Source organism: Rhodococcus sp. MSC1_016, from assembly GCF_023667485.2.
In the GTDB taxonomy this organism is placed as follows: domain Bacteria; phylum Actinomycetota; class Actinomycetes; order Mycobacteriales; family Mycobacteriaceae; genus Rhodococcus_F; species Rhodococcus_F oxybenzonivorans.
The window spans coordinates 1,392,179-1,412,050 of sequence record NZ_JAMOZI020000001.1 but is presented as its reverse complement, the minus strand read 5'-3'; the positions used below and the strand labels follow the sequence as shown (position 1 = coordinate 1,412,050).

The following is a 19,872-nucleotide window of genomic DNA, read 5'->3' as shown; positions in this document are numbered from 1 at the left end:
GATTCGACTGACATGATGGATCAATGCCACCGAGTGATTCGCCGTCAGAACGTCGGATCGTCCTCCTCCGGCACGGCGAGACAGAATGGGCGCGTTCCGGTAAACACACAGGTCGCACGGATATCCCGCTCACCGACGTGGGCGAACGGCAGGCCCGGACGCTGGGCACCGCACTCGACGCTCTGCGACTGCGCAATCCACTCGTGATTGTCAGCCCCCGCCGCCGCGCCCAGGACACCGCTCAGCTCGCGGGACTGAAGATCCACCGCACGTGGGACGCGCTCGTCGAATGGGACTACGGCGCCTACGAGGGTCTGACGACGCCGGACATACGCACGAAGGTGCCCGACTGGACGGTGTGGACTCATCCCTGTCCGCGCGGAGAACAGGCGGAGCAGATTCATGCCCGGTGCGATCTCGTCCTCTCGGTTGCCCATTCGCAGCTTCCCGACCGCGACGTGATCCTCGTCGGGCACGGCCACTTCTCTCGCGCCCTCATCGCGCGGTGGGCGGATCTGCCGGTCAGCGAGGGCCGCCGATTCGCACTGTCGCCCGGCGCCTACTCGATACTGGGTTTCGAGCACGGCGCACAACAACTGGTCACTCACAACGTGACGATCGAGGAAGGTTCCCGATGATCAGACGCGCACGACCCGAGGACGTCTCTGCCATCACGGCCATGATCTACGAGCTCGCCGAACACCAGAAGGCGCGCGACGCGTGCACCGTCACGGCAGAGCAAATGCAGGACGCGCTCTTCGGACCGCAGCCGTCCACCTTTGCGCACGTCGCCGAGAGCGACGACGGGCGCGTGGTCGGTATCGCAGTCTGGTTCCGCAACTTCTCCACGTGGGACGGCACCCACGGTATCTACCTCGAGGACCTGTTCGTCAGCCCTTCCGAACGAGGTGCCGGGCACGGCAAAGCGCTGCTCGCCACACTCGCCAAGGAGTGCATCGACAACGGCTACACGCGACTGTCGTGGTCGGTGATCAATTGGAATACTCCGTCGATCGAGTTCTACGAATCGCTCGACGCTCATCCTCAGGACGAGTGGACCACCTACCGGCTCACCGGGGACCCGCTGGGAAAGCTGGCATCCGAGGTGAGCTGAGCTGTCATTCGTTCTGACCGTATTCGGCGGCCATCCACTTCGACGTGGGGCTGCTGAACAGGCAGCCGAGAGCACCGATCACCACGACCCCGAGCAGGACACCGAACACGGGCTGGTGTGAATCGGTGAGAAGCGACCACGCCACCGGGAGCAGGAGCAACTGCGCGACGATCGCGATGGCCCGACCCCAGCGCCTGCCGAAGATCAACGCCACGCCCGCGGCGAGCACTGCGCCACCGAGGATGGCGAACCATGCCGCGGTTCCATAGCCGCTGCTCACACTCTGATCGTGGCCGAGCAGCCCACGCACGACCAGCACGACGGCCACCCCGACGGCGACGGCACCCTCGAGCGACACCAGTGCACCCGCGGAGCGGACCGTTGCGGGTGTGGACTGGCTGAGAGGCGGCTTCGGCACGCGGCAAGCCTAGAACACCGAGACGCCGGCAGGCTCGGGACGGTGACACACCACGCCCCACTAGTCTTGGTCCCTGTGCGCGCGCTGCTGATCGTCAATCCGAATGCCACCTCGACGACCCCCGCCGGGCGCGACCTCCTCGCCCATGCACTGTCGAGCAGAGTGCGATTGACGGTGGCGCACACGACGCACCGCGGCCACGCCGCCGAACTTGCGCAGCAGGCCTGTGTGGACGGAATGGGGTTGATCATCGTCCACGGCGGCGACGGCACCGTCAACGAAGTCGTGAACGGCCTCCTGGGTACTCCCCCGCCGGGGTCGACACGAGTCGAGTCGGTGGGACTGGTTCCGCCGATCGCCGTCGTACCCGGAGGTTCGGCGAACGTGTTCGCCCGGTCACTCGGCATCGCCGCCGATCCTGTGGATGCCACCAACCAGCTCATCGACCTGCTGGCGCGCGGCGAGCTGCGCAGGATCGGTCTGGCCCACTGCGACAATCGCTGGTTTGCGTTCAACGCGGGTCTCGGGTGGGACGCCGCGGTCTGTGAGGCCGTGGACGCCCACCGCAAGAACGGCCGACCGGCCACGCCCGCCCAGTACGTGCGGGCAGCGGTCCGGGTCTTCTTCCGGTCGAAGAACGCCGAGCCGACGCTCACGGTGCACGTTCCCGGGCAGGAACGGGTCGAGGGCGTCCACTACGCATTCGTGTCGAATGCCAGTCCGTGGACGTATCTGAACAAACGGGAGGTCCACACCAACCCGGACACGAACTACGACAGTGGGCTCGGCCTCTTCGCGATGACCTCCACGTCGATCGTCACCACACTTCGTGTCGCCCGCCAGTTGTTGACCCCCGGTGCCAGTCCGCGCGCGAAGAAGCTCATCAGGGTCGACGACGTGCCGTCGGTGCGGATCTCGGCGTCCCGGCCGATCGGACTGCAGATGGACGGCGATTACATCGGCCTGTGCAACGACGTGGAGTTCGTGTCGGTGCCGGAGGCCCTGGACGTGGTTGCGCCCAAATCCTGAGCAGACCTCGAGAAATTGGGTTTTCCACCTCGCGGGCCGGGCTGCCATGGGGTACAAAGGACGGCGCGCCTCATAGGGTGACCTTAGAAAGTGAGTTCCCCCACGGTGCGGCGGATTTCTATTGACATCCCGCCAGTTCGTGAAAGCATTCACAAGCAACAGTGCGGAAACATTCTCTACGCACAGATGAACTCACCAAGACAAAACGGTGCATTACGCACCCAGTTAAGGAGCAGAAGGATGGACTGGCGCCACAAGGCAATCTGTCGCGACGAAGACCCCGAGTTGTTCTTTCCCGTAGGCAACAGCGGTCCGGCTCTCGCGCAGATCGCCGATGCCAAGGTTGTCTGCAACCGCTGCCCGGTCACCGCCGAATGCCTGTCCTGGGCTCTCGAGTCGGGCCAGGACGCCGGTGTCTGGGGCGGCATGAGCGAAGACGAGCGACGCGCACTCAAGCGCCGTAACGCGCGCACGCGGGCCCGCACGACCGTTTAGAAGTACTTCGAGGAAGACGGGCCCGGCACCACATGGTGTCGGGCCTCTTGCTTTGTGCACCCTCTTGCTTTGTGCACCCTCTTGCTTTTGTGGGCCGTCACGTCGCGTTCCAGTACCGAGGTCCGCGGCGGCCGAGCGGAACCCGCAGCACTGCGTCCGTTCCGCCGTCCGTTCCCGGGTGCAGACCCAGGGAACCGTTCAGTTCGGCGGCCACGAGTGTCCGCACGATCTGCAGGCCGAGACGATCGGAACGTTCGAGGCTGAAACCGGGCGGCAGGCCTTTACCGTCGTCGTGGATCACCACGTCGAGCCAGCGTGCGGACCGCTCGGCGCGCATCGTGACCGTCCCGGGCGCACCGGGCTCGAAGGCGTGCTCGATGGCGTTCTGCACGAGTTCGGTCAGGACCATCACGAGCGGTGTGGCCCGTTCCGCGGAGAACACCCCCAAACTTCCCTCACGCCGGACCTTGATGGGTGTGCTCACGGTTGCCACGTCGGACAGGATCGGCACCAGCCGGTCCACGACCTCGTCGAGGTTCACTTCCTCGTCCACGGACATCGACAACGTGTCGTGCACGAGCGCGATCGAGGTGACCCGGCGCACGGATTCCGTCAGCGCCTGGCGCGCTTCCTCGTTGTTGGTGCGCCGCGCCTGCAATCGGAGCAGGGCGGCGACAGTTTGCAGATTGTTCTTGACTCGGTGATGAATCTCACGGATCGTCGCATCCTTGCTGAGGAGCGCTCGATCGCGCCTCTTGACTTCCGTGACATCGCGTACGACGACGGCAGCGCCCACCCGCTTACCGCCGGGCTTGAGGACCAGCGCACGCAGCAGCACCGTCGCTCCCCGCGCCTCGATCTCCATCCGCCTGCCGGGGATATCTGCCAGAGTGTCGCGGATATAGCCGGCAACCTCCTGCGACTCGAACGGGTCGGTGACCAGTGACCGCGTCGTGGCCGCCAGGTTGCGTCCCACCAGGTCGGAGCTCAGACCCATGCGGTGATAGGCGGACAACGCGTTGGGGCTGGCATAGACGACGCGACCCTCGGTGTCGAGGCGGATGAAGCCGTCGCCGGCGCGGGGACTGGAATTGGTGTCCGACCGCGACTCCCGGATCGGGAAGGTGCCGTCGCTGATCATCTGGCACAGGTCTTCGGCGCAGTCGAGGTAGGCCACTTCGAGCGGGCTCTGCGCCCGCTGATGCGACAGGTTCGTGTCCCGGCTGAGTACCGCGATCACCTCGCCGCCCCAGCGCACCGGGACGGCCTCGCCCCGCGGCGGCAGACCGGCATGCGTGCCACCATCCGTCGGCCGCACCACCCGCTCCTCGACGAGGGCCTGCAACACCTGCGGATGCTGGGACTCCGAGGCCACCGTTCCGACGACGTCCTCGGGATACGCGGTCGACGCGGTGGTGGGCCGGCAGTGGGCGACGCAGATCACCGTCCGCGTTTCTTTCGGGGACGCAGAATCCTCGACCCACAGCAGCACGTCGGCGAACGACAGATCGGCCAGGAGTTGCCACTCCCCGACCACTCTCTGCAGGTGATCGACGGCGGATCCGGGAAGATCGGTGTGCTCGGCGAGCAGATCGCTCAGTGTGGACATCGGCTGAGGGGACTTCGGGTCAGCTCACGAGATGACGGCGATGAGGTCGCCCTGCTGGATCACGTCGCCGACCTTGACGTCCACGGAGGTGACGGTGCCGGGCTCCTCGGCGATGACGGGAATCTCCATCTTCATGGACTCCAATATGACGAGGGTGTCGCCTTCCTTCACCTCGTCACCGGCACTGACCACAACCTGATACACCGTCGACACCATCTCGGCGCGCACGTCTTCTGCCATCGTGATCCTTACTCCCGGGGTCGAGAAAGCCCTGTTGCACAGACACCCAACCACACGTGGAACACTGTAGTGAAAAGAAGGGAGATCTACTCATGGGTAAGCGTGGTCGCAAGAAGCGCAGTCGCAAGGGCAATGCCGCCAACCACGGCAAGCGTCCCAACGCCTGACGCGCCGTAGAACGCACATCAGGGGCCGGAAAGCAGCACGCTTTCCGGCCCCTGATTGCTTGTCTGACGCCCTAAGCCTCGCGTTCGGTCTCGGTGATCAGGATGGTCCGCCGTAACTCGACGGAGAGCCGCTGGCGCAGGCTCTCGGGGGCGTGCTCGCCACCGCACTTGCGGCTCACCAAGCTCTTGACCTTCTCCTCGATCCCGTAGGCCTCGAGGCAGGAGCCACACTCGTCGAGATGCCGCTGCAGCCGCGCGCGCGCGGCTGCATCACATTCGCGGTCCAGCATCAGCCAGACGTCGGCGATCACCGCGGAGCAGTCGAGCTGCTCGAATTCGTCCTGCTCGCTCACCGGGAAACCTCCTGATCCGCACCTACGGCTGCCTCGGCCGGCAGCTCTCCGTCACCCCGGTTGAAGCCGCGTTCACGTGCGACGTCACTCAGCAGGCCGCGCAGCTGCTTACGTCCGCGGTGCAGACGCGACATCACGGTCCCGATGGGGGTACCCATGATGTCGGCGATCTCCTTGTACGGGAATCCCTCGACATCGGCGTAGTAGACGGCCATCCGGAACTCCTCCGGCAGCGCCTGCAGCGCCTCCTTGATGTCGTCGTCGGGAAGGGCATCGAGCGCCTCCACCTCGGCGGACCGCAAACCGGTGGACGAATGCTCTGCCGTCGCGGCCAGCTGCCAGTCCGTGATCTCGTCGGTGGGATATTGCGCGGGCTGCCGCTGCTTCTTCCGATATGAGTTGATGTAGGTGTTGGTCAGGATCCGGTACAACCAGGCCTTGAGATTGGTGCCCTCACGGAACGACCGGAATGCCGTGTATGCCTTCACGTACGTTTCCTGCACCAGATCTTCGGCATCCGCAGGGTTGCGCGTCATCCGCAGCGCAGCACCGTACAACTGATCCAGAAGTGGAAGCGCGTCCCTTTCGAAACGCGCGATCAACTCGTCCTGGGGCTCGGGTCGGTCTGCCTTCGGACGGTCATGTTCGTGCACGCTGATCCCTTCGGTCGCCGTGGGCGTCAAGGTTACCGCCAACTGCAGACGCGACGTGGGCTCCGCTACCGTGGCCATCACGAGTAGGACCACTCCCTTCACTGGACGCTTGCTTCTGCCCGTACCAACACGGCTGCCCCCGACTGTGTTCCCGGGACGTACTCCTGAGGCCGCCGGGAGGAGATGGCACAGTGTTCACCCATGGCCGGAACTGCGACCCCCGCGACCACCCTGCTCGGTAAACAGCGCGTCGCGCACCGGATACACACCTATGCGCACGACGCGCGCGCCGAGTCGTACGGCTCCGAGGCCGTCGACGCGCTCGCCGAAACGGTAGGGGTCGCGGCCCGTCAGATTCTGAAGACCCTCGTGATCAAACTCGACACCGGCAAGCTCGCCGTCGCGGTTGTGCCGGTGCCGGACATGCTGTCGCTGAAGGCCGCAGCGGCGGCACTCGGGGCGGGTAGAGCCGTGATGGCCGATCGGAGCGAGGCGGAGCGGTCGACGGGTTACGTTTTCGGCGGCATCTCGCCGCTCGGGCAGCGGAAGATCCTTCCCACCGTGATCGACGCCTCCGCCATGAACTGGGATCGGGTGCTGTGCAGTGCGGGACGCCGGGGTGTGGAGATCGAACTCGCGCCGGCCGACCTGGTGCGGCTGAGCGGAGCGGTGGTCGCCGCCGTCACAGCAGGCTGAGCTGCTCCCCTGCCCGCGCTTCGTCGGGCGTGCCCGGATCGGGCTCGAGTAGCTCGGGTCCGTTGTTCCGGACGCTGTTCACTCGCGTCGACACCCGGACGATCCCGATGTCGGCGATGGCCTCGGTCGAGGCCGTGAGTAGATCGGCCGACGCGGGTTGCCGAGGATCGAGCCAGGCGTCCCACCGATCGCGCGGCAACACGAGCGGCATCCGGTCGTGCACCTCCGCCAACTGGGCAGCGGAGTCGACCGTGACGATGGCGCAACTCAGGACAGGTGCGGGGTCGCGCACCGACCGGTCGTGCCATACGGACCACAGACCCGCCACGTACAGACGGGAACCGTCCTGCGGCGACAGATAGTACGGAATCTTCTCGGTTCGGCCCGACGCCCGTCCCTGGCCGCCCGCGGCTTCGTTCTTCCACTCGAACCACCCGTCCATCGGCACCAGACACCGCGTGTGGGTGAACGCGTTCCGGAACGCGGGTTTGTCGATCGAGTCGGCGCGGGCGTTGAACAGGACCGGTCCGCCGCCGACTTTCCTCGACCACGGCGGGACGAGCCCCCATCTCATCCGCCGGACACGACGCGCGTCGTGACGGTCGAGGACAGTGAGTACCTCGGTGGTCGGGGCGACGTTGAAATCCGGTCGACCCGGCTCCTCCCCCACCTCGTCGATGGCATTGAGGTCGGTCGCCAGCGTTGCCGGATCCGCAGTGGTCGCATACCTGCCACACATACCTACCAGAGTGGCACAGACAACCGACAACGGGCCGAGCCGTCCATCCACCCACCCGACACGCCGCCCAGCCGTGTCCCTCACCCCTCGCGTAGGCGAAGATGGAGACCGTGAGCCTGAGCCAGTGGAAAGCACCCCGCGCCGAAGAGCCCGTCGTTGCGACGGTTGTCCTGCCCGGATCGAAATCCATCACCAACCGTGCACTGATCCTCGCCGCGCTCGCGCAGGGCCCCTCGACTTTGCGCGGTGCGCTCCGCAGTCGCGACACCGACCTCATGATCGACGCTCTCCGCACACTAGGGACCACTGTCGAAGAGCAGGACGACACCACGACGCTCGAGGTCACCCCCGGACCCCTCCGCGGTGGATCGGTGGAGTGCGGTCTGGCGGGCACGGTCATGCGCTTCCTGCCACCGGTGGCAGCACTCGCGTCGGGCACGGTCCGGTTCGACGGGGACGAACAGGCCCGCACGCGACCCTTGGGCACCATTCTCGACGCGCTGCGCGGGCTGGGCGCGGACATCGACGGAAACGCACTGCCGTTCACCGTCGAGGGCCGCGGCTCACTCCGAGGCGGACACGTCACGATCGACGCGTCCGGTTCCTCACAATTCGTCTCGGGCCTGCTGCTGTCTGCGGCTGCGTTCGACGAAGGTGTCACCGTGCATCACGACGGCAAGTCCGTTCCCTCGATGCCCCACATCGAAATGACCGTCGAGATGCTGCGCGCAGCCGGTGTCGCGGTGTCCACGCCGGCAAGCGGCGGCGACGCCGACACGTGGCGGGTGAGCCCAGGCGCGATCCGGGCCGTCGATTGGGCGATCGAACCGGACCTGTCGAACGCCACGGCCTTCCTCGCGGCCGCCGCCGTCACCTCCGGAGAGGTGACGGTGCCACGATGGCCCAGCCGCACAACGCAGCCCGGTGATGCGATACGCGAGATTCTCCTCGCCATGGGTGCGCAGGTGCGGCTCGACGGCGACGAGTTGACGGTCACGGGACCGGGCACACTGACCGGAATCGACATCGACCTGCACGACGTCGGCGAACTCACTCCCACCGTCGCCGCCCTGGCAGCCCTGGCCGAAGGGCCCTCCCATCTGCGGGGAATCGCGCACCTGCGCGGTCACGAGACCGACCGGCTGGCAGCGCTCTCCACCGAGATCAACGCGCTCGGCGGGAACGTCACCGAAACAGAGGACGGTCTCACCATCGTTCCCACGACGCTGCACGGCGGGACCTGGCACTCCTACGCCGATCATCGGATGGCGACGGCAGGCGCCATCATCGGACTCGTCGTCGACGACATGACGGTCGAGGACGTGGGCACCACGGCCAAGACGCTGCCGGGCTTCGAAAACCTCTGGGCCGCAATGGTGACCGCAGCTGCGGGCACCGGTCGGAAGGCGAGCTTCTGAGCCGCCGCGAGTACGACGAGTCCGATGTGCGGGTCCGTCCGGGTAGGGGGACGCGGCCACGGACCAAGACACGACCGGAGCACCTGAGCGCGGAGTCGGCCATGGTGGTGTCCGTGGACCGGGGACGGTGGGGCTGCGTACTGGGCGGCGATCCGGACCGCCTGATCGTCACCATGCGCGCCCGGGAATTGGGCCGCACCCCCATCGTGGTGGGAGACCAGGTCAGCGTAGTGGGCGATCTCTCCGGCAAGCCCGACACTCTCGCCAGGATCGTGCGGGTGGCCGAGCGCTCCACCGTTCTGCGGCGGACGGCCGACGACACCGATCCGTACGAGCGGATCGTCGTCGCCAACGCCCAGCAGTTGCTGATCGTGGTCGCGCTCGCCGATCCCCCACCGCGCACCGGTTTCGTCGAGCGTGCGCTGGTCGCCGCCTACGTCGGCGGGCTGAACCCCATCATCTGCCTCACCAAGAGCGACCTCGAGCCTCCCGAGGAATTCGCGAGCGCTTTCGCGGAGCTCGATGTTCCCGTGGTGGTCGCCGGACGAGACGATCCCGTCGACGACGTCATGACCATGTTGTCGGGAAAGCTCACCGCATTGATCGGTCATTCCGGTGTGGGCAAGTCCACGCTGGTCAACCGGCTCGTTCCGGACGCCGATCGGGCGGTGGGTGTGGTGTCCGGGGTCGGGAAGGGGCGGCACACCTCGACACAGTCCGTCGCGCTGTCCCTACCGACGAGTGGATGGGTGATCGACACCCCCGGAATCCGGTCGTTCGGGCTTGCCCATATCTCCCCCGAGAATGTGGTGGCCGCCTTCTCCGACCTGGCCGCGGCGATCGAAGACTGCCCGCGCGGGTGCACCCATCTGGGCCCGCCCGCCGATCCGGAGTGCGCGCTCGATCAGCTCGAAGGGAAAGCGGCCCGACGCGTCGACGCGGTCCGCCACCTCCTCACCGCGATCGCTTCCAACGAAGCGTGGTGACGAAGGGGCGAACCGCGCCCGGTGAAAACTTCTTCTAGCGCGACAACAGCGCACGCAGGCCGCGGCGCCCGCGTGAGCGCTGGATCGCGCTGCGGAGCCCCTGCCGACGGCCGGTCACGGGATCGATTGTGGCTGTGGTCTTTCCACCGAACTTGCGCTCCGACGCGGTTTCCGGTGCGTCGTCCGCCGTGGCCTTGAGGTACTTGTTCGGCAGCGACAACTTGGCGATGGTGCGCCACGACTTCGCGTACTGCACGAGGAAGGGTCCCGTCGTATACGGCAGGTCGTACTTGTCGCACAGCTCACGAACGCGGACCGCGATCTCGGCGTAACGGTTGCTCGGCAGATCGGGGAACAGGTGATGCTCGATCTGGTAGCTGAGGTTGCCGGACATGAAGTCCATGACCTTGCCGCCCTCGATGTTTGCGCTACCCAGCATCTGGCGCAGGTACCACTCGGCGGGCGTTTCCTTGTCGATATCCGCCTTGGTGAACTTCTCTGCGCCGTCCGGGAAGTGACCGCAGAAGATGATGGCGTTGGTCCACACATTGCGGATCATGTTGGCGCTCACGTTGGCCGTCAGCGTGCTCTTCCACGCCGGGCCGGTGATCGCGGGGTGCACGACATAGTCCTTGAGGAGCTGCTTGCCGATCTTCTCGCCGACCTCGCGGAGCTTCCGCTGAGTCTCCTCCTTCGGCACCCGCCCCTTGGCGACCTTGCCGAGCTCGAGGTGCTGGGCCGCAATGCCGTATTCGAAGAACAGTGCCAGCAAGGTGTTGTACACGAGGTTGCCGGTGTTGAACGGCTTCCACCGCTGATCACGGGTGACGCGCAGAAGCCCGTATCCCACGTCGTCGTCCATACCGAGGACGTTGGTGTACTTGTGGTGAATGTAGTTGTGAGTCTGCTTCCAATGGGCGGACGGCCCCGTAACGTCCCACTCCCACGAGGTGGAGTGGATCTCCGGGTCGTTCATCCAGTCCCACTGGCCGTGCATCACGTTGTGGCCGAGTTCCATGTTCTCGATGATCTTCGAGAGGGCGAGCATGGCGGTGCCCGCCAACCAGGCCGGGCGGCGCTTGCTCGCGAAGAGAACGGCCCGGCCACCGATTTCGAGCGACCGCTGCAACCGAATGGTATTGCGGACGTACCGTGCGTCACGTTCGCCGCGAGATTCCTCGATATCGCGCCTGATCGCATCCAGCTCGCGTCCGAGCGCCTCGATGTCGGCTTCGGTGAGATGTGCGTATTCCTTGACGTCTGCAATCGCCATGGGGAACCTCCTCCTGGCTGGGTCGACAGTTCACACCCGTAGGCGCTGACATGACCTACCGTACCGTAAGTTACGACACCGTAGGTTACCTCAGCGTAGGTGTGAGGGAAATCACCGTCGACGGCGAGGAATCTTGGCCTCAGCACGGGCCCGGAGGGCCGACAGCAGACCTCGACGCTGCCCCGTCACAGGGTCCGTACGCAGCGTTTCGACCATGGCGGCACCAGCGTCGCGAGCGTCGCGGAACTTGCGCTCCGAGGAGGTCTCCGGAGCGTCGTCCGCCGTCGCCTTGAGCATCCAGTCGGGTAGCGCAAGTTTGTGGATGGTGCGTAACGCCAGCAGGTACTGCTTGGCCAGCGAGCCCGTCGTGTAGGGCAGGTCGTACTTCTCACACAGCGCCCGCACCTTCACCGCAATCTCGGGGTAGCGGTTGCTGGGCAGATCAGGGAACAGGTGATGCTCGATCTGGTAGCTGAGGTTCCCGCTCATGAAACCCATGACTTTGCCGGAATCGAAATTGGCGCTGCCGAGCATCTGTCGCAGATACCACTCGTGCCGGGTTTCGTTCTCGTATTCCTCCACGGTGAACTTTTCGGCACCGTCCGGGAAATGGCCACAGAAGATCACCACGTACGCCCACAGGTTGCGGACCAGATTCGCGGTGGTGTTCGCCGACAACGTCGACTTCCACGCGGGTCCCGCGAGCACCGGGAAGAGAAGGAAATCCTTGCCGACCTGGCGGAAGATCTTGCGTGCGAAATCCTTGTTCGCCTGCGAGTTGAGCTGACCCTTCTCCACACCCTCGAGCTCGGCCGCGAACGTGAGGTCGTGCAGCGCGATACCCCATTCGAAGGTAGCTGCCAGAACGATATTCGCGATCGGCTGCAGCAGATTGATCGGCCGCCACTCCTCGTCGCGGGTCATCCTGAGAATGCCGAAACCCACATCGGAGTCCATTCCCACGATGTTGGTGAACGTGTGGTGGGAGTAGTTGTGGGCGCGCTTCCAATGCTCCGACGGACCCGTCTGGTCCCACTCCCACGACATCGAGTGGATCTCCGGATCGTTCATCCAGTCCCACTGGCCGTGCATCACGTTGTGGCCGAGTTCCATGTTCTCGATGATTTTCGAGAGGGACAGCATGGCGGTGCCGGCGAGCCAGGCCGGGCGGTACTTGCTTCCGAACAACGCGAGCCGGCCACCGAGCTCCAGCAGCCGCTGGGTCCGGATCGCTCGGCGAATGTAGCGGGCGTCGCGAACGCCCCGCGAATCCTCCACATCGAGCCGAATCGCGTCCAGCTCCCGCCCGAGCGATTCGATGTCCGCTTCGGTGAGGTGTGAGAATTCTTTGATGTCGGTGATTGCCACCGTGCTCCTCCGTCTGGTCAGAGACTCCGAGAATAGCCGAGACAGATGAACAACACGCCGACGCTCACGCGTCGAGCGTGCAGTCACCCGCCGCGGACGAGATGCACGTCTGGACGCGGTCTCCCTCGGCGTGCTGCTTCCCGGACCTCAGATCGATGGCGTGTCCCGACAGAATCGGCACGACGCAGGTCTGGCAGATACCCATCCGGCAGCCGAAGGGCAGCAGTGCCCCGGCCTTCTCGCCGGCCTCGAGCAGGGTGGTGGCGCCGTCGATCGTCATCACTTTGTCCGCTTTGGCGAAGGTCACGGTGCCGCCTTGACCCGAGGTGTCCGCCCGGGAGACCGCGAACCGTTCGAGGTGCAAACGATCCTCGATGTCCTCGTCCCGCCACAGCGTCTCGATTTCGTCCAGCATCGGCAGCGGCCCGCAGGCCCACGTCTGCCGCTCCCGCCAGTCCGGACACACGTCGTCGAGGGAGGACAGCGCAAACTTGCCTTCGGTGCGGGTGAGCTGGATCTTGCACCGGAAGTCATCGTGTTCGTCGTGCAGGCGGGTCAGTTCGTCCGCGAACATCACGTCGGCATCGGTGGGCGCCGAGTGGACGTGGAAGACGTCGGGAAGCTGGCCGCGCCGGTTCATCGTGCGCAGCATGGCCATGACCGGAGTGATCCCGCTGCCGGCGGTGAGGAACAGGATTCGCTCCGGCGGGGGGTCGGGCAGGGCGAAGTTCCCCGTAGGCGTCGCGAGTCGCACGATCGTCCCGGACGGCACGCCGTTGACGAGGTGACTCGACAGGAATCCCTCGGGCATCGCCTTGACCGCAATGGAGATGAGCTTGTCGTCCCAGTTCGGCGGGGAGGTGAGGGAATACGAACGCCAGTGCCATCGGCCGTCCACGTGAAGTCCGATGCCGATGTACTGACCGGGCTCGTAGTTGAAGTCGAATCCCCAGCCGGGCTTGATGACGATCGTGGCGGAATCGGCCGTCTCGGCGCGCACGTCGACGATCTGGCCGCGCAGCTCCCTGGCCGACCACAGCGGATTGGCCAGATGTAGATAATCGTCCGGGAGCAACGGCGTCGTGAGCCGTGCGGCCGCACCACGCAACCAATTGAGTTTGGACCGCTTGGCGGGCACCACCGCTGCTGCGGGCGCCTCGATCCAGTCCTTCAGACCCATCAGACCTCCACCTGTCTCGTCGTGACCTACGGTACCGTAGGTTACCGACTTACGGTACCGTAGGTTACCTTGAGGTAGGGATGCGGTCCTCTCGGGACGACCCTGAGGTCAGAGCAATTCCAGAAGAAAAGAAATCTCCTGGGTGGCATACCATGCGAGCACGTGATCCTCGGCGTCGCCGAGCACGAATTCCGCATCCGGATCGCCCAGGTCCGCCTCGTCGATCGCCGCGACGGCCCGCTCGATGTCCGGTTCGGCCTCCGCCAGATCCACATGGACCGACGCCACCTGCGAAAGAGTCACCGGTCCCGGCAACCGCACCACGGCATCGTCGAGATCGGGGCGCGGCGTGACGTCGTCCACGTCTGCTGCGACGACCACCCGCCGGAAACGGATTCCGTCGCCGCCCTCTGACAACCGGCCCGCGATCAGCCGGAGCGAAGCCCGCGCGGCCTCACCCATCGCCACCTCGGCCAGCTCCTCGTCGTCGCCCGACGAGTAAGCCTCACGCAGGGTGGCGGTGACAGCGAACGCGGTCCGGCTCATCGGATCGAACTTCGACTCGGTCACCAGCTCGTGCAAAATTTCGATGGTCGCGGGAACGTACACCCTCGTCATGTGTCACCCGTCATTCGCAATGCGGACTTTTCACCGGCTGGCATCCAACAACTCCTCCAGAGATTGGTACAGCAGCGCCGCCACCACGTCCACATCGGCCATCGCATCACGGTCTGCATTCAAACCGTAGTAGACGTTGCCGTCGTAAGAGGTCAGCGCAATGCTCAATGTCTGATTTTTCAGCAGCGGCGACACCGGGTACATCTCGAGCATGCGCGCTCCGCCGACGTACAGCGGCATCTGCGGACCGGGCGCATTGGTGATCATCAGATTGAACATCCGCTGCGAGAAGCTGCTCGCCGCACGGGCACTCATCGCGTGCAGGGTGGCAGGCGCGAACCCGGACAGCCGCACGAGCGTCTGAGCCGTCACGCGCCGACTCTGCTTCGCGTGCGCCTCCATCGCATGCGCCACGTGTGAGAGTCGCACCACCGCATTCGGTTCCCCCACGGGCAGGTCGATGAGGAACGACGACACCATGCTCCGCGGATCCGACCACTCACCACGCTGGCCCAGGTCGACGTCCGTGTCGGGGTCGACGTACACCGACATCGGTACCATGGCGCGCACCGTGGTCGATTCGGCGACCGGCTCGCCGCGCGAAAGCAACCAGTTCCGCAGGGCACCCGACACCACGGCGAGGATGACGTCGTTGACCTCGCACCCGTACCGAGCGCGGATCTTCCGGTAATCCCCCAGTTCGGTCTTGACCACGGCGAAGCGCCGGTTACGGGAGATGGTCGCATTCAGCGGGGTCGCGGGCGCGACCTGTGTGGCGGTACGCACCACAGCGGCCAACTTCCCCACCGCGCGCACGGTCTCGCCGAGCGCAGACGCCATGCCGCTCAGGGTCATTCGCAACGACGCCAGCCCCTCCCCGGGCCGCGCCAGGATGTCGGCGAGGGCGCCGGCGACGAGGGTGGTCTCGCTCGGCTCCGGGCTGGGCATCCACAATTCCTCCGCCATGGGTCTGCGTGTCTTCGCCGAATCGAGAATCACCTGACCGATTTCCGGTGCCGTCTCCCCGTCGACGAGGGAGGAATGCGACTTGGTGAAGATCGCAAAGCGGTTGTTCGACAAGCCCTCCACCAAGTACATCTCCCACAGGGGGCGGGTGTTGTCGAGCGGCCGCGAGGTGAGGCGCGCGACCAGATCATGCAGCTGCGCGTCCGAACCCGGCTTCGGCAACGCCGAACGCCGAACGTGGTACTCGATGTCGAAATCCTGATCGTCCACCCACACCGGACGTGACAATCCCAGCGCCACCTCCCGCACCTTCTGCCGGTACCGCGGCACCAGACTCAGGCGTTCCTCGACGAGACGAAGTAATTCCTCGTAGGACAACCCATTTCGGGGCTTGCGAAAGATGGCGAGCGAACCGACGTGCATCGGCGTGCTACTTGCCTCGAGAAAATAGAACGACGCGTCCTGCGTTGTCAGTCTCGTCACCATGTCGACGCCTGTTCCCCTTGCATTCCGTCTCGATCCACGTCGAGAAGCACCGCCAGCTCGCTCGCGGTCACCACGCCGTCGACGTGGTGCACACCCACCATCCCGACAGACACCGCACCGCGAACGTTGACCGCCAGGTCGTCGACGAAGATACAGTCCCGCGGTTCCAGGCCGAGCACTTCGGCCGTCAACCGGTAGATGCGCGGATCGGGTTTGGCCACACCGACATCGCCGGACAGCACCACCCGGTCGACCAGCCGGCCGTCACCGAGTTCCCGCAACCACTCACCCCCGGGACCGCCGGGGTCGTTACTCAGGATCGCGGTCCGGACGCCGCGACGCCGCGCGTCGGCGAGGACCGCCGACAGCCCGTCGAAGTCCGAACCGGGGCCCATGAGCACACCACCGACGTCCACAATCAATCCCCGCACGACCCCACCCTAGGGTTCCCTGCGGGGTTCGGCGACACGACCGCTGAATCCGTGCAAGGATGGCCGCTACGACGGCCGTCTCATGCCGAAACCGGGGGGAAGAAATGAGTGAGTCCTACACGTTCCTGTCACGCGTGCCCAACTACGAACCGCCGACCGGTGAGGCGCTGGGCGCGGCCGGTCCAGCCGGGTCGTCCGGCACTCGGCGAGCACCGGGTCGGGGCCGTCACTCGTCACCGGCGCGTAGCTCGGCGCACTCCGGCACCTCGCCGCGCTCCTCGCCCGACGTCACTCGTCCTCGCGCCGCACCCGACGCACAGCGCTTCACCGAACGCGCGTTCCGGCTGGTGCTGGAAGTACTGGATCGGCGGCGCAACGTGCGGCAGCTGCGGCCCGTGGTCGTTCCCTCACTGCTGGACGTGGCTCGGACTCTCGCGCTTGCCGAGTCACCGTCGAGACGGCTCGGAGTGGCAACCCTGCTCCGTGTCCACCTTCGGGTACTCGACGACAACACACTCGAGGCGTTCGGCACCTACGGACGGGGACCGCGGGTGTTCGTGATCGCAGCCCGTGTCGAACGGAAATCCGACACGGGCTGGATCGTCACCTCGATGGTGGTCGGCTGACGAAGCGGCTCAGCGCTTGCGCTTGGACCGCGGCGCCTTCTTGCCCTTCGACTGCGACCGTGCAGCATCGCGTCGCTGGCGCCGGGTTCCTGGGTCCGAGTTGGTGTCGCTGCCGGTGCCGCGGCGGCTGAGCTGGGCGTTGCCGTCCTCCGCCGGGCCCGAATAGGTCAGGCCACGCGGCTCTGCCTCGTCCAGTCCCTTCGCGCGCAGGGCGGACGGTGCAGCGGTGCCCTGAGACTGACGTGCCGCCTCCTGGGTGGGCAGCGGGCGGGCAGGAGCGGGCGTCGGCGAGGCGGACGCCGTCGCGGCCGCCGAGGACGCCGTCACATTGACGCCGGGGGCGGCCGCCTGCTGCGGCGCAGCGGCCTCGACCTGCAGATTGAACAGGAATCCGACCGACTCCTCCTTCAGGCCCTCGAGCATGCCGGTGAACATGTCGAAACCCTCGCGCTGGTACTCGACCAGCGGATCGCGCTGCGCCATCGCACGCAGACCGATTCCCTCCTTGAGGTAATCCATTTCGTACAGGTGCTCGCGCCACTTGCGGTCGAGCACACTCAGCAGCACACGCCGCTCGAGTTCGCGCATGGCACCCGCACCGGCGGCGGCGTCAATTTCTGCTTCCCGGCGTGCATACGCCTGGTGTGCATCCTCGAGAAGCATCTCGCGAAGTTCGTCGCTGGTGACGTCCTTCACCTCACCGTCGGAGCCGTCTCCGACGATTTCCTTGTAGTCGAGGCCGATCGGGTAGAGCGTCTTCAGCGCGGTCCACAGCTGTTCGAGATCCCAGTCCTCGACGTACCCCTCGGAAGTGGCACCGTCGACGTACGCGGTGACCACGTCCGTGATCATCTTCTCGACCTGGCCCTCCATGTCCTCGCCTTCGAGGATCTGGCGGCGCTCCTTGTAGATGACCGTGCGCTGCTGATTCATCACCTCGTCGTACTTCAGAACGTTCTTCCGGATCTCGAAGTTCTGCTGCTCCACCTGCGTCTGCGCGCTCTTGATGGCCTTCGAGACCATCTTCGCCTCGATCGGAACGTCGTCGGGAAGATTGAGCCGGGTCATGATCGACTCGAGCGCCGCGCCGTTGAACCGTCGCATCAACTCGTCACCGAGCGAGAGGTAGAACCGGGACTCGCCCGGATCGCCCTGACGTCCGGAGCGACCACGAAGCTGGTTGTCGATTCGCCGGGACTCGTGCCGCTCGGTACCGAGTACGTACAGTCCGCCCGCTTCCCGGACCTTGTCCGCATCGGCTTTCACCTCGGCCTTGACCTGCTCGAGGACCTCGTCCCACGCCGCCTCGTATTCCTCGGGCGTGTGGACGGGATCGAGTCCCCGCTTGCGCAGGGCGATGTCCGCGATGATGTCGGGGTTGCCGCCGAGTACCACGTCGGTTCCACGACCGGCCATGTTGGTTGCCACCGTGACAGCCCCGGACCGGCCGGCCTCGGCGATGATCGTGGCTTCCTGCTCGTGGAACTTCGCGTTCAGCACGTTGTGCGGCAGGCCCCGCTTGGTGAACTGCTTCGACAGATACTCGGACCGCTCGACGCTCGTGGTTCCGATCAGGACGGGCTGTCCCTTCTCGTGCCGCTCCACCACATCGTCGACGACGGCGTCGAACTTTGCTTCTTCGGTCTTGTAGATGAGGTCGCCGTTGTCGACGCGGACCATCGGCCGGTTGGTGGGGATCGGGATGACACCGAGGTTGTAGATCTGGTGTAGCTCGGCGGCCTCGGTTTCCGCGGTACCCGTCATGCCCGACAGCTTGTCGTACAGCCGGAAGTAATTCTGCAGCGTGATGGTGGCGAGCGTCTGATTCTCGGCCTTGATCTCCACCTTCTCCTTGGCTTCGATCGCCTGGTGCATGCCCTCGTTGTAGCGGCGACCGACGAGGACACGACCGGTGAACTCGTCGACGATGATCACTTCGCCGTCACGGACGATGTAGTCCTTGTCCTTCGTGTAGAGCTCCTTCGCCTTGATGGCGTTGTTGAGGTAGCTCACGAGCGGCGAGTTGGCAGCCTCGTACAGGTTGTCGATACCGAGCTGGTCCTCGACGAGCTCGACGCCCGCTTCGTGCACACCGATCGTGCGCTTGCGGATGTCGACTTCGTAGTGGACGTCTCGCTTCAACATCGGCGCGATGCGCGCGAACTCCGCATACCACTTGCTCGACGCATCGGCGGGTCCGGAAATGATGAGGGGGGTTCGGGCCTCGTCGATGAGGATGGAGTCGACCTCGTCGACGACGGCGAAGGCATGACCACGCTGAACGAGATCGTCCAGCGAGTGCGTCATGTTGTCGCGGAGGTAATCGAATCCGAACTCGTTGTTCGTGCCGTAGGTGATGTCTGCGGCATAGGCCGCGCGCCGCTCGGCGGGAGACATTCCGGACAGGATCACGCTCGTCTCCATACCCAGGAAACGGTGAACTCGTCCCATCCACTCCGAGTCGCGCTTGGCGAGGTAGTCGTTGACCGTCACGACGTGGACGCCGTCGCCGGCGATGGCATTGAGATAGGCGGGCAGAACGCAGGTGAGAGTCTTGCCTTCACCGGTCTTCATTTCGGCGATGTTGCCGAAGTGCAGCGCAGCCCCACCCATGATCTGCACATGGAAGTGCCGCTGGTCGATGACGCGCCACGACGCCTCGCGGGCCACCGCGAACGCCTCGGGGAGCAACTCGTCGAGCGATTCACCGTCGCGGTACCGCGAGCGGAACTCGTCGGTCTTCGCCCGCAACTGCTCGTCGGTCAGGTCTTCGACCTCGGACGACAGCGAGGAAACGTGGTCGGCGATGTGCTTGAGCCGCTTGACCATGCGACCTTCACCAACACGGAGCAGCTTGGATAGCGACAGCGACGGCACAGTCTTGTTCGTCCTCAATCTTCGGCGGTGGGTGGGTGACACACAAAATCCGGCCGGAGGTCCGAGAACCCCGGCCGGATTCCATGGTAGGCGCTCTTCGGTGCGGACGAGTAGACCGACCGCTCACACC

22 protein-coding genes are annotated in these 19,872 nt (G+C 65.4%); 9 read left to right on the top strand and 13 right to left on the bottom strand.

Annotation, left to right across the window (positions count from 1 at the left end; translation table 11 throughout):
* The first annotated feature begins 23 nt into the window (after window positions 1–23).
* On the top strand, window positions 24–638 hold the full coding sequence (locus L1080_RS06515) for an acid phosphatase (protein ID WP_250764841.1): 615 nt from the start codon (window positions 24–26) through the stop codon (window positions 636–638).
* Window positions 635–1,114: a GNAT family N-acetyltransferase gene (locus tag L1080_RS06510; protein WP_159925907.1), complete on the top strand. Its 480-nt coding sequence runs from the start codon at window positions 635–637 to the stop codon at window positions 1,112–1,114. The genes L1080_RS06515 and L1080_RS06510 overlap by 4 nt, the downstream gene beginning before the upstream one ends.
* 4 nt (window positions 1,115–1,118) lie before the next feature.
* On the opposite strand, the gene L1080_RS06505 is transcribed toward L1080_RS06510, so the two are convergent.
* Window positions 1,119–1,532: a hypothetical protein gene (locus L1080_RS06505; protein WP_250764846.1), complete on the bottom strand. Its 414-nt coding sequence runs from the start codon at window positions 1,530–1,532 to the stop codon at window positions 1,119–1,121.
* A gap of 75 nt (window positions 1,533–1,607) precedes the next feature.
* Between L1080_RS06505 and L1080_RS06500 the strand changes: the two genes are divergently transcribed.
* Together L1080_RS06500 and L1080_RS06495 are read left to right on the top strand one after the other, a co-directional pair.
* On the top strand, window positions 1,608–2,561 hold the full coding sequence (locus L1080_RS06500; protein ID WP_250764849.1) for a diacylglycerol/lipid kinase family protein: 954 nt from the start codon (window positions 1,608–1,610) through the stop codon (window positions 2,559–2,561).
* 240 nt (window positions 2,562–2,801) lie between these two features.
* Complete coding sequence (locus L1080_RS06495) at window positions 2,802–3,056, top strand: WhiB family transcriptional regulator (RefSeq protein ID WP_005240099.1); 255 nt, start codon at window positions 2,802–2,804, stop codon at window positions 3,054–3,056.
* 97 nt (window positions 3,057–3,153) lie between these two features.
* Here the strand turns inward: L1080_RS06495 and L1080_RS06490 are convergent, their stop codons facing one another.
* Both L1080_RS06490 and L1080_RS06485 read right to left on the bottom strand, forming a co-directional pair.
* Complete coding sequence (locus L1080_RS06490; RefSeq protein WP_159925903.1) at window positions 3,154–4,665, bottom strand: sensor histidine kinase; 1,512 nt, start codon at window positions 4,663–4,665, stop codon at window positions 3,154–3,156.
* A 24-nt stretch (window positions 4,666–4,689) separates the two neighbouring features.
* Window positions 4,690–4,905, bottom strand: a complete 216-nt coding sequence (locus L1080_RS06485; RefSeq protein ID WP_005240095.1) for a biotin/lipoyl-binding carrier protein — start codon at window positions 4,903–4,905, stop codon at window positions 4,690–4,692.
* Between the two features lie 92 nt (window positions 4,906–4,997).
* On the opposite strand from L1080_RS06485, the gene L1080_RS06480 reads away from it, so the two are divergent.
* The gene (locus L1080_RS06480; protein WP_022597109.1) at window positions 4,998–5,072 is read left to right on the top strand and encodes a 50S ribosomal protein bL37; all 75 of its coding nucleotides are present in this window, start codon (window positions 4,998–5,000) and stop codon (window positions 5,070–5,072) included.
* Between the two features lie 71 nt (window positions 5,073–5,143).
* Here the strand turns inward: L1080_RS06480 and rsrA are convergent, their stop codons facing one another.
* Both rsrA and L1080_RS06470 read right to left on the bottom strand, forming a co-directional pair.
* Window positions 5,144–5,425: a mycothiol system anti-sigma-R factor gene (rsrA, locus tag L1080_RS06475; protein WP_159925901.1), complete on the bottom strand. Its 282-nt coding sequence runs from the start codon at window positions 5,423–5,425 to the stop codon at window positions 5,144–5,146.
* Window positions 5,422–6,078 (bottom strand): sigma-70 family RNA polymerase sigma factor, encoded by a 657-nt coding sequence (locus L1080_RS06470; RefSeq protein ID WP_374432561.1) that lies wholly within the window; start codon window positions 6,076–6,078, stop codon window positions 5,422–5,424. The genes rsrA and L1080_RS06470 overlap by 4 nt, the downstream gene beginning before the upstream one ends.
* A gap of 201 nt (window positions 6,079–6,279) precedes the next feature.
* Here L1080_RS06470 and ybaK point away from each other — a divergent pair, with 201 nt between their 5' ends.
* Complete coding sequence (ybaK, locus tag L1080_RS06465) at window positions 6,280–6,774, top strand: Cys-tRNA(Pro) deacylase (RefSeq protein ID WP_250764857.1); 495 nt, start codon at window positions 6,280–6,282, stop codon at window positions 6,772–6,774.
* Here ybaK and L1080_RS06460 read toward each other — a convergent pair.
* The gene (locus tag L1080_RS06460; RefSeq protein WP_250764859.1) at window positions 6,761–7,513 is read right to left on the bottom strand and encodes an SOS response-associated peptidase; all 753 of its coding nucleotides are present in this window, start codon (window positions 7,511–7,513) and stop codon (window positions 6,761–6,763) included. The two genes, ybaK and L1080_RS06460, sit on opposite strands and share 14 nt — an antisense overlap.
* A gap of 101 nt (window positions 7,514–7,614) precedes the next feature.
* On the opposite strand from L1080_RS06460, the gene aroA reads away from it, so the two are divergent.
* Entirely contained in the window at window positions 7,615–8,931 is a 1,317-nt protein-coding gene (aroA, locus tag L1080_RS06455) for a 3-phosphoshikimate 1-carboxyvinyltransferase (protein WP_250764861.1), read from the top strand.
* Entirely contained in the window at window positions 8,928–9,917 is a 990-nt protein-coding gene (gene rsgA / locus L1080_RS06450; RefSeq protein WP_159927572.1) for a ribosome small subunit-dependent GTPase A, read from the top strand. The genes aroA and rsgA overlap by 4 nt, the downstream gene beginning before the upstream one ends.
* 34 nt (window positions 9,918–9,951) lie before the next feature.
* Here the strand turns inward: rsgA and L1080_RS06445 are convergent, their stop codons facing one another.
* The 6 genes from L1080_RS06445 to L1080_RS06420 form a co-directional block, all read right to left on the bottom strand.
* Window positions 9,952–11,190, bottom strand: coding sequence for a fatty acid desaturase family protein (locus L1080_RS06445; RefSeq protein WP_159925893.1), 1,239 nt, complete (start codon window positions 11,188–11,190; stop codon window positions 9,952–9,954).
* A gap of 111 nt (window positions 11,191–11,301) precedes the next feature.
* Complete coding sequence (locus L1080_RS06440; RefSeq protein WP_159925891.1) at window positions 11,302–12,558, bottom strand: fatty acid desaturase family protein; 1,257 nt, start codon at window positions 12,556–12,558, stop codon at window positions 11,302–11,304.
* 64 nt (window positions 12,559–12,622) lie between these two features.
* Entirely contained in the window at window positions 12,623–13,738 is a 1,116-nt protein-coding gene (locus L1080_RS06435) for a ferredoxin reductase (RefSeq protein ID WP_109331255.1), read from the bottom strand.
* Between the two features lie 108 nt (window positions 13,739–13,846).
* Window positions 13,847–14,356, bottom strand: a complete 510-nt coding sequence (locus L1080_RS06430; protein WP_250764863.1) for a DUF6912 family protein — start codon at window positions 14,354–14,356, stop codon at window positions 13,847–13,849.
* Between the two features lie 30 nt (window positions 14,357–14,386).
* A complete protein-coding gene (locus L1080_RS06425; RefSeq protein WP_159925887.1) occupies window positions 14,387–15,808 on the bottom strand; it encodes a WS/DGAT/MGAT family O-acyltransferase in 1,422 nt (473 codons plus the stop codon).
* Window positions 15,802–16,239, bottom strand: a complete 438-nt coding sequence (locus L1080_RS06420; RefSeq protein WP_250764865.1) for an HAD-IA family hydrolase — start codon at window positions 16,237–16,239, stop codon at window positions 15,802–15,804. The genes L1080_RS06425 and L1080_RS06420 overlap by 7 nt, the downstream gene beginning before the upstream one ends.
* Window positions 16,240–16,343: 104 nt before the next feature.
* Between L1080_RS06420 and L1080_RS06415 the strand changes: the two genes are divergently transcribed.
* Entirely contained in the window at window positions 16,344–16,865 is a 522-nt protein-coding gene (locus L1080_RS06415; protein WP_250764871.1) for an Rv3235 family protein, read from the top strand.
* A 9-nt stretch (window positions 16,866–16,874) separates the two neighbouring features.
* Here L1080_RS06415 and secA read toward each other — a convergent pair whose 3' ends face one another.
* Window positions 16,875–19,742: a preprotein translocase subunit SecA gene (gene secA, locus L1080_RS06410; RefSeq protein ID WP_250765128.1), complete on the bottom strand. Its 2,868-nt coding sequence runs from the start codon at window positions 19,740–19,742 to the stop codon at window positions 16,875–16,877.
* Window positions 19,743–19,872: the final 130 nt, after the last annotated feature.

Coding starts and splice junctions, on each gene's coding strand:
- L1080_RS06415 (WP_250764871.1), top strand. CDS start 16,344: ATGAGTGAGTCCTACACGTTCCTGTCACGCGTGCCCAACTACGAACCG.
- L1080_RS06485 (WP_005240095.1), bottom strand. CDS start 4,905: ATGGCAGAAGACGTGCGCGCCGAGATGGTGTCGACGGTGTATCAGGTT.
- L1080_RS06515 (WP_250764841.1), top strand. CDS start 24: ATGCCACCGAGTGATTCGCCGTCAGAACGTCGGATCGTCCTCCTCCGG.
- L1080_RS06490 (WP_159925903.1), bottom strand. CDS start 4,665: ATGTCCACACTGAGCGATCTGCTCGCCGAGCACACCGATCTTCCCGGA.
- L1080_RS06430 (WP_250764863.1), bottom strand. CDS start 14,356: ATGACGAGGGTGTACGTTCCCGCGACCATCGAAATTTTGCACGAGCTG.
- aroA (WP_250764861.1), top strand. CDS start 7,615: ATGGAGACCGTGAGCCTGAGCCAGTGGAAAGCACCCCGCGCCGAAGAG.
- ybaK (WP_250764857.1), top strand. CDS start 6,280: ATGGCCGGAACTGCGACCCCCGCGACCACCCTGCTCGGTAAACAGCGC.
- L1080_RS06445 (WP_159925893.1), bottom strand. CDS start 11,190: ATGGCGATTGCAGACGTCAAGGAATACGCACATCTCACCGAAGCCGAC.
- L1080_RS06425 (WP_159925887.1), bottom strand. CDS start 15,808: ATGGTGACGAGACTGACAACGCAGGACGCGTCGTTCTATTTTCTCGAG.
- L1080_RS06460 (WP_250764859.1), bottom strand. CDS start 7,513: ATGTGTGGCAGGTATGCGACCACTGCGGATCCGGCAACGCTGGCGACC.
- L1080_RS06495 (WP_005240099.1), top strand. CDS start 2,802: ATGGACTGGCGCCACAAGGCAATCTGTCGCGACGAAGACCCCGAGTTG.
- L1080_RS06510 (WP_159925907.1), top strand. CDS start 635: ATGATCAGACGCGCACGACCCGAGGACGTCTCTGCCATCACGGCCATG.
- L1080_RS06435 (WP_109331255.1), bottom strand. CDS start 13,738: ATGGGTCTGAAGGACTGGATCGAGGCGCCCGCAGCAGCGGTGGTGCCC.